Source organism: Corynebacterium sp. ZY180755 (assembly GCF_054331495.1).
In genome coordinates this window covers 97740-112665 of sequence record NZ_CM135811.1, presented here as the reverse complement: position 1 = coordinate 112665, position 14926 = coordinate 97740, and the positions used below count along the sequence as shown (strand labels likewise).

Here is a 14926-nt window from a genome sequence, read left to right as displayed (position 1 = left end):
CAGAAGGAAAAGCCACGTCGTCTACACACCCGTTTGAGAGCCACGCAACGGGTGTGTAGACGCCCCAACACGGTGAAACCACGCGCTGTGCAGTATCACCCACGAAGGCCTGCGGATCCCACCACCCGATCGTCCACCATGCCAATTGCCTGCATCAGCGCATAACAGGTGGTGGGGCCAACAAATGTGAAACCGGCTTTCTTGAGAGCCTTGGCCATAGCCTTCGACTCATCACTGGTGGATGGGATCTCATCAACCGACTTCGGGCGCTGGTGGGCATCGGGCGCAAATGACCACACAAGGTCACTCAAACCGCCCTCTTCACGCAACGCGATAGTAGCCTTGGCATTCTTTACCGCAGCGGACAGCTTCCGGCGATTGCGTAGAATCCGCTTGTCTTGCATGAGACGATCAATATCCGCGTCCGTCATCGCCGCTACTTTGTCTACATCAAAACGGTGGTAGACCTCCCTAAACGCCTCCCGCTTTGCCAAAATTGTGGACCAGCTCAAGCCAGCTTGGAATCCCTCTAGGCATACTCGCTCAAAAACAGCCTGCTCGCCGCGTACCTCTTTACCCCACTCATGGTCATAGTAGTCCCGTAGCTGTTTTCTCATGGTTGCCCACGGTGGGCGTAGCTGATTGTCCTCGCACAATACGAGGCCATGGTTTTGTTCACTCATGATGATCTCCTAGTCATAATGTGCGCCCCGTGCCATTGACCATACGGTGGGGGTGAGACATCACAACTGCACTTGCCTAAAAGTCATGTTCAGGCGTCCTTTTTCCAAGCCGCACCCCTCGGGCGCCGTATTGTCATCCAAACGCACAACACCGTGGAAAATATCGCGCGCTGGACCGCCAAACACAATGGCGTCACCGCTAGCAAGCAGGATGTCATCCCATGGCTTGTTACGGTCATTCACATTCCCGGCGCGGAAGATGGCACTATCCCCCATGCTCAGAGAAATCACCGGCGCTTTGGACTCCTCATAGAGGTCTTGGTGCATGCCCATGCCGGAACCTGGCGGGTAGTAGTTCACCAGCGTTGCCTCATATTTGTACTCCCCCACCCACGCGGCGAGGGCGGGGTCCAAGGACCCCGCTGCCGTGAGCACGCTGCGGGCGACGTCGATAAGCTCAGGCGGTGTAGGTGCCACCGTGTGTCCGTCCTGCTGGGTGACGTAAAGTCCGCGCTCGTAGTTCCAGTGACACCCGAGGCTCATCAGGTGCGCGCTCATGGTGCCTGACTTGAGTTTGCGCTGCTGCATGGCAAACGGCGTGCCCGCCTGCGCACGGGCTAGGTTGCGTGCCGTGGTGACTAGATAGTGTTGCTGTTGGGGCGTGAGAAAGCCCGGCAGGTGGACGATACCCTCGCGGATGCGTTGGGGTTCGCGGGAGATTTCAAACAGCGTGGCCATGCCACCAATCTATACACTTGTACCCATGACTTTCGATCCCAGCACATATTCCAGCCAGCAGGACATGCGTGACGGCAAGTGGCACGCGCCAGGGTCTACATCCATTGCAGAGCAGTTCAAGAAGGCCGCTGACTTGGTGTACAAGTACAACCAATCGCACCCTTTGGACACGCAGACCCGCCACGCCATCCAGCGCGAGCTGCTGCACCCAGATTCTGAGGTGGGCGAGATCCGCACTCCCATGGTGATCGAGTACGGCAACAACGTGAAGCTGGGCAAGAATGTCTTCATCAACTATGGTCTCACCATTCTGGACACCGCCATGGTGGAGATTGGTGACGGCTGCATGCTGGGGCCCAACGTGGAGATCATCACGGTGACGCACCCAGTGGATGATTATGAGATGCGCGCCGGCGGTTGGGAGATCGCCCACAAAGTCACCATTGGTAAGAACGTGTGGTTCGGCGCGGGTGTGACGGTACTACCCGGCGTGACCATTGGCGATAACGCTGTGGTTGGTGCGCGCAGCGTTGTCACCAAGGACATTCCGGCCAACGCCATCGCCATGGGATCCCCTGCGCGCGTGGTACGCATGTCTGATCCTGAGCGTGCTGCCTCCGAGCGCGCACAGCTAGAAGACGGCGTTCCGGTGGACGTATTTGGGTTCATGGAGAAGAATGTTTGATCTTGAGCACATAGGGGCTGGCCTGCCGGTGTACGGCAATCTCGCGGATATTTCGCGGGTTATATCTAGCGGCGCTGCCGTCATCCAAGCCCCGCCGGGAACCGGTAAGACCACGTTGGTTCCACCACTGGTAGCCAACCTCGTGCTGGGCAAAGTCATTGTGGTAGCACCACGCCGTGTAGCAGTGCGCGCGGCAGCGAGACGGCTGGTACAACTCAGCGGCGCGGATACGCAGGTAGGCTACTCCATCCGTGGTGAGCACAAGTTGGGCTCCCGCGTGGAGTTCATGACCCCGGGAGTATTACTGCGCCGCATGCTGAGTGATCCTGAGCTGGATGGCGTGGACGCGGTCATTGTGGATGAGGTCCACGAGCGCCAGCTAGATACTGACCTCGTGCTAGGCATGCTGGTGGAGTTGCGTGAACTGCGCGAGGACTTAACGCTGGTGGCCATGTCCGCCACCGTGGATGCTCAGCGTTTTGCAGAGCTGTTGGGCGCGGAGATCTCCACTACTCAGGCACCGATCCACCCGCTGGACATTACCTATTCCGCCGGTGCAGGGCGCATGGAATTCTCTCGTGAGTTTGTCTCACATCTTGCCTCCGCGGTACTTGATCACCTTGGATCGCATTCCGCCCTGGTGTTTGTGCCCGGTATGCGGGAGGTTTCGTGGGTAATAGATGAGCTGGAAAAGCGCACCAACCTGCCAGTTTTCCCACTTCATGGCCAGCTGAACAACAAGCAGCAAGATGAGGCGTTGTCTTACCCAGATCAGCGCATTGTGGTGGCCACGGCCATCGCGGAATCCTCCATCACCGTCCCAGGTGTGCGCTTGGTGGTGGATGCCGGCTTGTCTCGCGTGCCCAAACGCGACAACCTGCGTGGCATGACCGGTCTTGTCACCACCTCGGCATGTAAGTCCAGCGCAGATCAGCGGGCAGGCCGTGCTGGCCGCGAAGGCCCCGGCTCGGTGGTGCGCTGCTACTCAGAATCAGACTTCAGCCACTTCAGTCCTCATGTCACCCCGGAGATCCTGAGTGCGGACCTCACTGGGGCCACACTGTTCGTTGCCGCGTGGGGTGCTACGTTCACAGAGTTACCGCTTTTGGACTCTCCGCCAGCTCAAGCCCTGTCCCACGCTGTCTCCACCCTGCACGATCTAGGAGCACTAGATGATTCCGGGATCACTGATCTCGGCCGCACGCTGGTAGCAATCCCAGCTGACCCACGCCTCGCGAGGGCGCTGGTGATGGCCGGTCCTGGCGCAGCACCCACCATTGCGGCACTGGGTGAAAACATCCGCGGTGATGTTGAGAAGCTGCTGCCCAGCCTGAAGAATCGCCCTACATTCACACGCGAAGTAAAACGGTTACAGAAATTAGCACCAGCAGGTGAGTTTGATTCCGCCCCGGGCACGGTGATTGGTCTGGCATATCCCAAAAATATTGCCAAGAGACTAGACGATGGTACCTACCAGCTAGCCAGCGGCACACGCGCCAAAGCTGATGGTTTCCATGCGCCATGGATCGCAGTAGCGGATATTTCCTTGAGCTCACGGGGAGAAGCACACGTCCACGTGGCTGCGGAAATCGATGAGAAGACGGCCCTGGAGATCGTGGGTAGTGAAACCGCCACCGTGGCGAACTTTGATGGCGGAAAATTGCGCGCAATCGCATACAGGCGCGCTGGCGCCATTGTGCTGAGCTCAACACCCGTGAAAGCGGAGGGAGAGCACGCGCGCGAGGCAGTGCTCAACGCTGTGAAACAGCACGGGCTAACCCTGTTCACGTTGTCGCCCAAGGCGCTCAACCTGGCTCAGCGCATTCGGCTTCTGCGTCAGCACGTGGGTTCCCCGTGGCCGGACATTGACTCGGCTGATCCTGAGTACTTCTTAGGCCCTGAGATTTCTGCGTTGGCCAGTGGCACGCCGGTAGCCGACATTGATGTCTACCCCGCCATCCAGCGGCTTTTACCGTGGCCAGAGGCAAACCAACTGGAGGAACTAGCCCCAGAGAGGTTGACTGTGCCTTCGGGCAGAGACGTTGCCATTGACTATTCCGGCGACCGCCCAACTGTGAGCGTGAAGCTGCAGGAGTGCTTTGGGCTGCATGAATCGCCGGTCGTGTGCGGGCAGCCAGTGCTGTTCCATCTACTGTCGCCTGCTGGCAGGCCGTTGGCGGTAACGGACGACCTGGCCTCATTCTGGGCGGGGCCTTACCAAGGCGTGCGATCTGACATGCGCGGCAGGTACCCCAAGCACCCGTGGCCTGAGGATCCCACTACCGCCGTTGCCACGGCGAAAACCAAGAACGCGATGAACCGTTAAGCACCGTACTGCTGGAAACCTAGGTAGACACACATCACCACGACAAGCGTGAGCAGGGCTATGCGCAACAGTTTGGTGCCGCCGGCCAGCACCGTGCGGGCGCCCAGTTGGGCGCCACAGATGTTGGCTACAGCGAGGGCACACCCCAGCTGCCACCAGATGTGGCCACCCGCGGCAAACACCACCAGCGCGCCGATATTAGTGGCGGTATTGACCACCTTCGCCAGCGCGGCGGACTTGATAAAGTCCTGCGAGAGAAGGGCCGTAAAACCCATGATGAGAAACATGCCGGTGCCAGGACCGAAGATGCCATCATAGAAAGCAACACCGCCCACGAGCACGAGTGCCGCCAGCTTTTTCATCTGCGACACCGTGACCTTCTGAGTGTTCTGGCCGAACTGTGGGCGCAGGGCCACAAAGGCACCCGCGGCCAGCAACAGCACAATCACCAGCGGCCGCATGATGTCCTTGCTTATCGACGCCGCCAGGAAAGCACCACCAGCGGAGCACACGGCGGCAAGCGGCGCGTAGACCGCCGCTTTGCGGACATCAAAGCCCACTGTGCGGTTGAGGGTATAGGCAGCAGAAGCAGTTCCACACACCGCCGCCATCTTGTTGGTGGCTAGCGCCGTAGCCGGTGCCAGACTAGGCAGGACAGCCATGATTAGCGGAATCAAGATGAGACCACCGCCGCCGATAACGGCATCCACCCACCCCGCGGCCAGTGCACCGCCCATGAGGATTGCCCATTCTTCCGCGCCCATGGAACCTCCTTGTCATATCCACGCTGGATTTACTTTAGTTCCTTGCGGGCTAAGATCAATGCGAGGAATGGAAGGACACAATGCGCGAGAGAATCGATTACCGATGGTTCATTGTTGTACCTGTATCCGTCATCCTTGGTTTCATCTTCAACCACTTCGCTGTGCCCGCCGCTTGGATTCTCGCGGGCATCGTTGCCTCCGCCTCCGTGGCCTTGAGCACGGGCAAGGAACTGAAACAAAACCCACGCTTCTTCGCCATTGGCCGCGGCTTTATCGGCATCCTTGCAGGTCTGCCACTGGCCGCTGCGTCTATAAGCGATATCGGGCGTTACCTCATCCCCGGATTACTGGTCTCGCTGGTGACTCTAGGCATTGGAATTGGTGGCGGTTATCTGCTGTCGCATTCACGAAAGGACATCTCCACGGAAACGGGCGTCCTATCCATGCTTGCTGGCGGCGCATCCATGATGCCCACGCTGGCCAAGGAGGTGGGCGCAGATTTTCGGTATGTGGCTCTCACGCAATACCTACGGTTGCTTTCGGTGTCTGTTTCCCTGCCACTGATCACGCACCTCATTAGTCCCAGCAGTTTTGCTGGCAGCAGCGCTGTAGACGATCGCTTACAACCATGGTGGATTCTTGTCATTATTTTCGCGGTAGCCATTTTTGGCGAGAGAATCGGCGCGCTGGTTCACCTTCCGGTGGCCAGCGTTTTTGGCCCACTCATTCTCATTGTGCTCATTGGGATCACCCTCGATGAATACAGCTTTGTGCCACCGCTTGCGGTTCAGTATGTAGCCTTCCTCGCCATTGGTTGGCTATGTGGTGGATCCCTATCAGTACCGGCGCTCAAGGCTTTTGCCGCGCAGCTGCCCGCTACCGTCACATTCATCCTGGTACTCATCGCAGGGTGCGCTCTCAGCGCATGGCCACTTGTACCGATTCTGGGCATCTCCTATTTCGAGGCTTATTTGGCCACCACACCTGGCGCGCTGGAGACCGTATTGGCGCTCTCTGCTGAAGGAAATGCAGGCCCTGTGGTGATTACTATCCAGCTGATCAGGCTGATCTGTGTGCTACTACTGGCGGGATACCTGCCACAGCTGCTGCGCTACCTACGAGAAAAGCGGGCATAAAAGCCCGCTTCGTCTTTGGTACCTACTGCTTCTAGAATTCACTTTCTTCTGTCTGTGAAGGATTAATCTTCTGCATCAGCTTCTTCAGCGTTGCCAGGTCCTCCCATGTCAAGCCCAAGTTGCCGCAGAGCTCAACCTGCATCTTGCGAACTACTGGCTCCAAGTCCTTGCCCTTCTGGGTCAGGGAGAAGTGGATGCGGCGGAAGTCATTGGTGTCATGCTCACGGGAAACAAGACCGTTCTTTTCCATGCGCTTGAGAAGCGGGGAGAGCGTGCCGGAGTCTAGATCCAGTGGATCGGACAGCTCAACAATGGTTTGGCCATCTCTTTCCCACAAGCAGATCAATACCAAGTACTGAGGGTACGTGATTCCCCATTCATCAAAATACGGGCGATACATACGCTGCATCAGGCGAGAGCCGGTATATAGCTGGAAGCAGACTTGGTTCTCTACGGTTGACATGCACACAATGATATTTCGCACGATCTAGGTGAATCAAGTCTCTGACAGCCAATATCATTACCATGAGATCTATGAGTCTGAGTGAAGCACTGGAGATCGCCCGTGGCGCCCGCAAAATTCATATCTTTACCGGCTCTTCCGGTTTTAGAGTGCATTCAGTAGCGCGGCATACATTAGTAAACGAGCCTCTTGCGAGTAAAGATTAAGGGTGTCGAATCCAACCTCTACCGCAAGGGGCTCTACTGATGCAGTCTACTGGCAACCTCATCGCTGACACCATCTGCCGCACCGCAGAACTCGGATTAACCATCACCGGCGCAGCAGACGCAGGGTCTAGAACCATCATTGAGTGCCAAGCCCTCGACCCGATCAACGCCTGCCCACAATGCCGCCACGCCGGCGTATTCCGCGACCACACCATACGCACCCTTACCGACCTGCCAATTGTGGGTTTTCCCACCACATTAAAAGTCCGCCTGCCGCGCTACCGGTGCACCAACGACTGCTGTGACCAGAAGTACTTCCAGGCAGGACTAGCCTGTGCCTGCGACCACACTAAAGTTACTGACCGAGTCACCCGCTGGATACTCCAACGCCTGGCTATTGATCGCATGAGCATCTCAGCGACCGCCAAATCTTTAGGTATCGGTTGGGACTTGACCTGCCAGCTAGCCCTAGAGATGTGCCACGAATTGATCTACAACGATCCCCAACACCTGGCAGGGGTCAGTGTTATTGGTGTCGATGAACACAAGTGGTCTCATAACCGGCGCACACACGGCGACGGGTATGTCACCATCATCGTTGATATGACCGGGCACAACCCCCACGAGTCCACCGCAGACAAAGCACCGGCCCGATTGCTTGATGTTGTCCCAGGCCGTAGCGCTACCGCTTTAAAGCAATGGCTTTATGCTCGTGGCCAAGACTTTCGTGACAAGGTGAAAATCATCAGCATGGACGGCTTCCAAGGCTATGCCAGTGCTGCTGATGAAGTCATCCCCAAAGCCACCAAAGTCATGGACCCGTTCCATGTGGTGCGTCTTGCTGGTGACAAGGTCACTAAGTGTCGCCAGCGGCTGCAGCGTGAAACTACTGGCCGGCGTGGAATATCGACAGATCCGCTGTATCGGAATCGTAAATCCTTGTTGACCCGCACAGCGTTTCTCACCGACAAACAAAAAGACAGGCTAGAGGCACTGTTCACGTTTGATGATGATTATGCGCCGCTGCAGGAAACGTGGAAGATATACCAGCAGGTCATTGATTGTTATCAAGACGGTGATAAAAGGCGGGGAAAGAAAAACATGCGTGAGCTCATCACCACCCTGGCCAGATATACCAACACCGGGCTGCCAGAGCTGGCTCAACTCGGGCGAACCCTAGCCAAACGTAGCAAGGACATCCTGGCGTATTTCGACAAAGGCGTATCCAACGGGCCGGTAGAAGCTATCAACGGACGCTTAGAACACCTGCGCGGAATCGCCCTAGGATTCCGTAACCTCACCCACTACATCCTGCGCTGCCTGATCCACTCCGGCCAACTCGCGGACAAGATCAATGCACTCTAAAACCGGAAGAGCCTCTTTACCGGCGCTGGAATGAGCGCCGAGTCAGGCTTGGAAGTGTATCGCGACGCCACCAGTGGCCTATGGGAAAAGGTGGATCCGATGGCCATGGCCAGCATAAATGCGTGGGAAAAGGATCCAGAACCCATGTGGGCTTGGTACTTGTGGCGAGCACATCTTGCGGCCCAGGCCGAGCCCAATGCCGGCCACCTCGCACTAAGAGATTTAACTCACAAAGTAGATGAAGTGTGGGTAACGACTCAGAATATTGATAATCTCCACGAACGGGCCGGATCATCCAACGTTAATCATCTTCACGGCAGCCTCTTTGACTACCGCTGCTGCATCTGTAGCCGTCCATACCGGAACGTGGAACCGCTGACTGAGGCCGTGGAAAGGCTCACCCCACCCAGCTGCCCACTGTGCGGCGACATGATCCGGCCAGGCGTGGTCTGGTTTGGCGAACCCCTACCCGAGAAGGAATGGCAGCTAGCCGAACAGCGCATGGCAGAGTGCGATCTGCTGATCATTGTGGGAACATCCGGCACCGTGCACCCAGCTGCTTCTCTCCCACTCATTGCAAAGCGCAAAGGCACCAGAATCCTAGAGATCAGCCCTCAGCACAGCGATCTGACGCTCATCTCTGATTATTCATGGCGCGCTACCGCAGCCACGGCACTGCCGCAGCTGGTGGAGGCGCTTTAATCTAGAATTTGAGCGCGGACGATAGACATTGGGATGGAACCCAGCGCCAGCGCGCGGGAGTGGAAGCCCTTGATGTCCTGGCCTTGGGCCAAGGCGTCGTCGCGAAGCTGCTCCCAGAGACGCTGGCCCAGAGCGTAGCTTGGTGCTTGGCCTGGCCAGCCTAGGTAGCGATCCAGCTCGAACGCCAGGTTGGCCTCATCCATTGCGGAGTTCTCACGTAGGAAGTGCCGAGCATAGGACGCGTCCCACACAGTGGATCCCTCAGGAGTGCGCTTGCCCAAGTGAATGCCAATGTCCAGCACAACGCGGGCTGCGCGTAGGCGCTGTGCATCCAGCATGCCCATGCGAGTGCCCGGATCCTCGTGGTAGCCCAAATCAGCCATGAGCTGCTCCGCGTAGAGGGCCCAGCCCTCACCATGGCCGGAGTTCCAGCACGCGAGGCGGCGCCACATGTTGAGGTTGTCACTTTCAGCAACAGCCTGGCCACACTGGAGGTGGTGGCCCGGAACGCTCTCGTGGAACACGGTGGTCAGTTCCTGCCACGTGTGGAACTTGGTCTGGCCTTCCGGCACAGACCACCACATCTTGCCTGGACGTGAGAAGTCATCGCTTGGTGGGGTATAGAAAATGCCACCGGTGCCGGCTGGATCGATCATTGCCTCAATGGTGTGCACCGGTTCCGGAATGTCGAAGTGCGTGCCATGGAGTGCGGTGATGGCGTCGTCGGCAGTTTTTTGCATCCACTCGCGGAGATTGTCTACGCCCTCGATGGTGTAGCGATCTTCCTCGTTCAGCTTCTTCATCGCTGCACGCGCGGAGGTTCCCTCTCCATATAGCTGGGACGCAATTTTCTTCTGCTCAGCCACGATCTCGTTCAGGCGCTCAATGCCCCACTCGTAGGCTTCATCCAGATCAACAACATCACCAACGAACTGGTGGGAGAAACGCTTGTAACGTTCACGGCCCACGGCGTCCTCATGCGGTGCATGCGGAGCGAGGTTTTCACTGAGCCACTCATTCATAGCACCGAATGCACTCTTTGCTGCATGCACTGCCACGTCATCCGCCGGCAGGCCTAGGCCCTCCAGCATGCTGCCGTGTTCAGCCAGCTCACGGCACTGCTTCATTACGGCATCAACCTGGCGCTCAGCAGCAACCTTGCCTTGCGACGCCGCCAAGGACAAAGACTCACGGTAGCCCTTCAAGGAGTCCGCAACCTTGGACAGACGAGCGCGAATGGCTTCGCGCTGCTCCTCAGTGTCCTTTGGCATCAACAGGAACGTATCGCGAATCTCCTGAACTGGCGAGGCGATGTTGTTCAGGTTGCGAATGTCCTCACCATGGTGGTGCATGGATAGCTCGAGGCACAGGCGATCGCGCAGAACCTCAGCGGTGACAAGATCTACTTCATCAAAGTCGTCTTCATCATCGTTGTCATCGGTGCCATCGTTGAGAGCATCAACGTCAGCCATCATCTCGCGGGTACGATCCGCTATAGCCGCGTAGTACTCAGGGGAAAAGTCCTGCAATTCGCTGTCGAATCCCTCAATTCCCCAGGCGGTTGCCTGGGTTGGGGAAAGCTCCGCGATGTCAAACATGTAAGACTCGCAGGACGCATCAAGCAGCGAAGGAATTCTCGCATTAGGGCTAGTCATAACAGGTCAGTGTAGCTAAAAGCGAAGGCCATTTGGCAATTACCCGCGTCTTTATATGGGGTAATTCACTCTTTCCACTTCAATCCCGGATTAACCCAGGAATCAAAACGCTCAAACAGGGCAGGCAGGGTGTCCTCCATAATGAGGGCATCAGCGTACCTTTCCCAAATGAACCCTTCCTTCGCTATTGCCTGCAAAGCAGTCATCATGGGTGTCCAGAAGCCAGCTACGTTAAAGAAAGCGAATGGTCCGGTGTACGGGCCAAGCTGCTGGCGAACCAGCACTTGGAACAGCTCCTCAAGGGTGCCCATACCACCAGGAAGCGCAATGTAGGCATCCGCCAGCTCCTCCATCCGCAGCTTCCGCTCGCTCATGCTCTTGGTAATTTCCACATCCGTAAGACCTGGGTGCAGGAGCTCAAGATCCACCAACCCCTCGGGGATCACGCCAGTGACCTTTCCGCCTTCTGCCAAACACGCGGAGGCAACCTCGCCCATCAAGCCGCGCTTTCCGCCTCCGTAGATGAGGCGAAGATTGCGGCGCGCCAGTTCCCTGCCCAACTCCCGCGCAGCCTCGGCATATTCCTCCCGCTCTCCGGATACTGATCCGCAGTAGACGGCCACGGATTCAATCCGCGGATTCAGCATCACAACCATGGTGCCCTGTGCATTCTGGGCTACGAAGTTGAGACGGGCATACAAACGTCGGGCGGGATTGCCGCGTTCTACAAACAGGGACATCCCCCTCCAACTCTGTTCGCGGACGTAGTTCGCTAGGCGGTTGATCATAAATGTGCCAAGACCCTGCCCACGGAAGTCCGCGTGCACGTTGACCGTCAGTTCTGGAATGTCATCCGCAACGAAACCATGGCCTCTCATGAACTGAAGGAAGGCGGTACCCACCACGCGGGTGCCATGGGAGACAACCAATCCATAGTCACCGCGGGATGAATCAAACTCTGTGTAGTTTTTCAGAACGGGATCTGCGCGCAGATCGTCCACGGAATGCGGCCCTGAAGCCCCATTTCCGTTATCTACAAGAGCGTATTCTCGAAGCGCTAAGTCTTGCGCTTCCATGTTTCGTACTGACAATCCAAGCGATTCGGGGATCAGTTCACTCATAGTCCACGAGTGTAATAGTGGCAGTGGGCTAGAGTGCTAGCCGTGAGCATTAAGGACGTTTTCGCAGACACTAGGCCGCTCAAAGTTCCGGAGTTTCGCCGTTTATGGCTGGCCAACATCGTCACCGTTATCGGTGCCCAGCTGACCGTGGTGGCTGTACCTACGCAGATCTACGCCATCACCCAGTCCTCTGCATACGTGGGCCTCACTGGCCTCTTTGGCTTCATTCCCCTTGTGCTTTTTGGCCTCTACGGCGGCGCTGTTGCAGATGCCTTTGATAAACGGAAAGTCCTACTGATCACCACTATCGGAATGATCGCATCCACCGCGGGATTCTGGATTCTTTCCGTGTTAAATAACCAAAACGTGTGGCTGCTCCTGCTGAATTTTTCCTTACAGCAGGCTTTCTTCGCGGTGAACCAGCCCACGCGCACTGCCGTTACACGCTTCATCCTCCCTCTTGGGTTGCTGCCCGCGGGCATTAGCTTGAATATGCTGCTGGGGCAGATTGGTGCCATTGTTGGGCCTCTTTTAGCGGGCGCCTTGCTGCCTTTTACTGGTTTTTCTTGGCTCTACGCCATTGACACCTTGTCCATGCTCACCACCTTCACGGCTGTGTTCCTCTTGCCGGCCATTCCGTCCAAGATGGAACCCGGCTCAAAGGCTGGTACATCATCCGTCATCCAAGGCTTGAAATATTTGTGGGGAGCGCCGATCATCTTGATCGCCATGCTGCTTGACCTGATTGCCATGACGTTCGGCATGCCCCGAGCACTGTACCCGGAAATCTCACACGTGAACTTCGGTGAACCTGACGGCGGCATCATGTTGTCAATGATGTATTCCGCCATCGCCATCGGCGCTGTACTGGGTGGCCTCACCACCGGTTGGCTGTCTCGTGTGGTCCAACAGGGCAAAGTTGTGGTGTGGATGGTATTGGGCTGGGGCAGCGCCGTTATCCTTGCGGGAATTGGCGCCGTGATGTCCACCGGCGCGGTGACGTACTGGGCGTGGCTCGTTATCGTAGGTCTCGTACTCGGCGGCATTGCAGATATGTTTTCGATGGTCGCCCGTAATGCCATTGTCCAACAAAACGTGACGGATGAACTCCAAGGGCGTATCCAAGGTGTGTACCTAGTAGTAGTGGTGGGTGGGCCACGATTGGCCGATGTTGTTCACGGCGCTGCAGCGGAATGGGTCTCGGCCGGATGGGTTGTCATATTTGGCGGCATAGCCGTTATCCTCGGAACACTCACCTGCTTGGCCTTTGCCCCACAGTTCTGGCGGTTCCGAGCGACGGCCACACACCTAACAGACCAAGCTGTCTGAAAAATCTCCCTAACCCCGTTTGTGAGGGCCATTTTTTAGACAATGCGGTCTAGTGTCTAGAATTGGGTTTTATGCATAACAATCAAAGTGTTGTCAGTGCTCCGGCGTTTGCTAGGCCTAGCACCCCGGCAGCAGTGTGCATGCACATTATTCGCCTCCGCCAGCCCGTCACTCGGTCCGTACTGGTAGAACTTTCGGGCAAGTCACAGCCCACGGTTACCCGCGCCATCGCAGCCCTCATTGAGGCCAAGTTGGTGCGTGAACGTCCTGACCTTTCTGCCCCCACCGGCCCAGGGCGCCCAACTATCCCACTGGAACTGGAGCAATCCCCATGGGCTCACGTGGGCATTGCGGTAGGCACTAACTCCACCTACGTGGGCGCCTACAACACCCGTGGCCAGGTTTTGCGCGAACAGTTCATTGACGTGGCGCCAAAGAACATGACGCCTGCAGAGTTCATCAACGCGATCACGCCACCGGTGAATTCCTTGGTAGCGGCCACCAACCTACCCATGGCTAACGTGGGAATCACCGCTTCCGGAAAAATCAATAAGGACGGCCAGGTCACGGCCGCCAACCTTGGTTGGGAACGCGTTGATTTGGCCTCCTACCTACGCTCGCGCTTCTCTGTTCCTATCACGGTCTCAAGCGTGATTACCGCGATTGCGGGCGCCGAGCAGCAGCTACAGTCCCCCGAGGCGGAGAAGACTGTCATGCTCTTCTATGTGGATGACTCCAACGGTGCAGCGGTGATGACCCCCTCTGGGGTCACCGCACTGGACGTTCCAGAGCTGACCGCCAACACCACCCTTGGTCAGGTAGCGGTACAGATTGCTAACGGCACCAACCCACACACCATAGTTTTGGCTGGGTCTGCCTTCGCAAGCTCCACCGACGCCCGCAGCGTGGGCCTCGCGCTGCGTTCGTCGCGTCATCGCGACGCCGAAATCCGCGTGATCCCAACACACCTGGACAACGCACGCGCGGCAGCCCGCGCCGTTGCCCTTGACCGCCTGATCACTGATCCGCTGGGGCTGGCTAAGCGTATCTCCGCTTCCAGCTAGTCCACACTGCGATCAGCAAATGCCAACCATCAGCTAGGCCCTTACCTCTTGGAGGTTGGGTAACCGATGGTTGGCATTTTTGTTCCTATTTTTAGCTGAAGCGAACCTCATCGAGGCTCAGTGCCTGCTCAGGCGAAGCCTGGCCGGCAGCAGTCTGAACGTACCGAGCTGCGTGAGGGATGAAAGATCCTGATTGTTCGTCGGAAAGCTCCCGGCGAACCTTGGCCGGAACGCCGGCTGCAAGAGACTTGGCGGGAATCTCCTGACCCTCAAGTACCACAGCACCAGCAGCAATCAGGGAGCCCTCCCCAATAACGGAACGCGACAGCACGGCGGAGTGCATGCCCACCAGAACTCCATTGCCCACGGTGGAGCCATGCACCAGTGCCATATGCCCCACGGTAACGTCATCGCCCAGCGTGCATGGGGCATCGCGGTCTACATGAAGCACGGAATTGTCCTGGATGTTGGTGCGCTTGCCCACCCGGATCGGGCCTACATCGCCGCGCAAAACACAGCCATAAAAGACGGATGAGTCTTCGCCGATTTCAACATCACCGATGATGGTGGCATTGGGCGCGATGTACGCGGATGCGTGAATGCGTGGGGTCTTGCCATTAAACGGCAAGATAAGTGGACCAGTCATAGAAAACCTCCAAGAAACGTTGCTTTCAGGTTATCAACAACCG

The 14926-nt window shown here is 57.3% G+C and carries 13 protein-coding genes and 1 pseudogene; 7 read left to right on the top strand and 7 right to left on the bottom strand.

Annotated features, from left to right (window positions below; all coding sequences use genetic code 11):
* Positions 1 to 95: 95 nt before the first annotated feature.
* Positions 96 to 683, bottom strand: a complete 588-nt coding sequence (locus ACXM2N_RS00495) for a DNA-3-methyladenine glycosylase I (protein ID WP_458488994.1) — start codon at positions 681 to 683, stop codon at positions 96 to 98.
* A gap of 60 nt (positions 684 to 743) precedes the next feature.
* Positions 744 to 1421, bottom strand: coding sequence for an alpha-ketoglutarate-dependent dioxygenase AlkB (locus tag ACXM2N_RS00490; protein WP_458488992.1), 678 nt, complete (start codon positions 1419 to 1421; stop codon positions 744 to 746).
* A gap of 25 nt (positions 1422 to 1446) precedes the next feature.
* On the opposite strand from ACXM2N_RS00490, the gene ACXM2N_RS00485 reads away from it, so the two are divergent.
* Together ACXM2N_RS00485 and hrpB are read left to right on the top strand one after the other, a co-directional pair.
* Positions 1447 to 2106 carry a sugar O-acetyltransferase gene (locus tag ACXM2N_RS00485; RefSeq protein WP_458488990.1) on the top strand — a complete coding sequence of 220 codons (660 nt, stop codon included), beginning with the start codon at positions 1447 to 1449 and terminating at the stop codon, positions 2104 to 2106.
* Positions 2099 to 4432, top strand: coding sequence for an ATP-dependent helicase HrpB (hrpB, locus tag ACXM2N_RS00480; protein WP_458488988.1), 2334 nt, complete (start codon positions 2099 to 2101; stop codon positions 4430 to 4432). Before ACXM2N_RS00485 ends, hrpB begins: the two co-directional genes overlap by 8 nt.
* On the opposite strand, the gene ACXM2N_RS00475 is transcribed toward hrpB, so the two are convergent.
* Entirely contained in the window at positions 4429 to 5196 is a 768-nt protein-coding gene (locus ACXM2N_RS00475; RefSeq protein ID WP_458488986.1) for a TSUP family transporter, read from the bottom strand. The genes hrpB and ACXM2N_RS00475 overlap by 4 nt on opposite strands.
* Positions 5197 to 5276: 80 nt before the next feature.
* Between ACXM2N_RS00475 and ACXM2N_RS00470 the strand changes: the two genes are divergently transcribed.
* Complete coding sequence (locus tag ACXM2N_RS00470; protein WP_458488984.1) at positions 5277 to 6332, top strand: AbrB family transcriptional regulator; 1056 nt, start codon at positions 5277 to 5279, stop codon at positions 6330 to 6332.
* 31 nt (positions 6333 to 6363) lie between these two features.
* Here ACXM2N_RS00470 and ACXM2N_RS00465 read toward each other — a convergent pair whose 3' ends face one another.
* On the bottom strand, positions 6364 to 6795 hold the full coding sequence (locus tag ACXM2N_RS00465; RefSeq protein WP_458488982.1) for a MarR family winged helix-turn-helix transcriptional regulator: 432 nt from the start codon (positions 6793 to 6795) through the stop codon (positions 6364 to 6366).
* A 245-nt stretch (positions 6796 to 7040) separates the two neighbouring features.
* Here ACXM2N_RS00465 and ACXM2N_RS00460 point away from each other — a divergent pair, with 245 nt between their 5' ends.
* The gene (locus ACXM2N_RS00460) at positions 7041 to 8366 is read left to right on the top strand and encodes an ISL3 family transposase (RefSeq protein ID WP_458488980.1); all 1326 of its coding nucleotides are present in this window, start codon (positions 7041 to 7043) and stop codon (positions 8364 to 8366) included.
* Between the two features lie 12 nt (positions 8367 to 8378).
* Positions 8379 to 9068 (top strand): annotated as a pseudogene (locus ACXM2N_RS00455) (NAD-dependent deacylase); the annotation flags it as partial.
* Here the strand turns inward: ACXM2N_RS00455 and ACXM2N_RS00450 are convergent.
* Together ACXM2N_RS00450 and ACXM2N_RS00445 are read right to left on the bottom strand one after the other, a co-directional pair.
* Positions 9065 to 10723 (bottom strand): DUF885 domain-containing protein, encoded by a 1659-nt coding sequence (locus ACXM2N_RS00450; protein ID WP_458488978.1) that lies wholly within the window; start codon positions 10721 to 10723, stop codon positions 9065 to 9067. The pseudogene ACXM2N_RS00455 and the gene ACXM2N_RS00450 sit on opposite strands and share 4 nt — an antisense overlap.
* A gap of 65 nt (positions 10724 to 10788) precedes the next feature.
* A complete protein-coding gene (locus ACXM2N_RS00445) occupies positions 10789 to 11844 on the bottom strand; it encodes a TIGR00730 family Rossman fold protein (RefSeq protein ID WP_458488976.1) in 1056 nt (351 codons plus the stop codon).
* A gap of 42 nt (positions 11845 to 11886) precedes the next feature.
* On the opposite strand from ACXM2N_RS00445, the gene ACXM2N_RS00440 reads away from it, so the two are divergent.
* Positions 11887 to 13173: an MFS transporter gene (locus tag ACXM2N_RS00440; protein ID WP_458488974.1), complete on the top strand. Its 1287-nt coding sequence runs from the start codon at positions 11887 to 11889 to the stop codon at positions 13171 to 13173.
* Between the two features lie 71 nt (positions 13174 to 13244).
* Entirely contained in the window at positions 13245 to 14237 is a 993-nt protein-coding gene (locus ACXM2N_RS00435) for an ROK family protein (RefSeq protein WP_458488972.1), read from the top strand.
* A 91-nt stretch (positions 14238 to 14328) separates the two neighbouring features.
* Here ACXM2N_RS00435 and ACXM2N_RS00430 read toward each other — a convergent pair whose 3' ends face one another.
* Positions 14329 to 14883: a gamma carbonic anhydrase family protein gene (locus tag ACXM2N_RS00430; protein ID WP_458488970.1), complete on the bottom strand. Its 555-nt coding sequence runs from the start codon at positions 14881 to 14883 to the stop codon at positions 14329 to 14331.
* Positions 14884 to 14926: the final 43 nt, after the last annotated feature.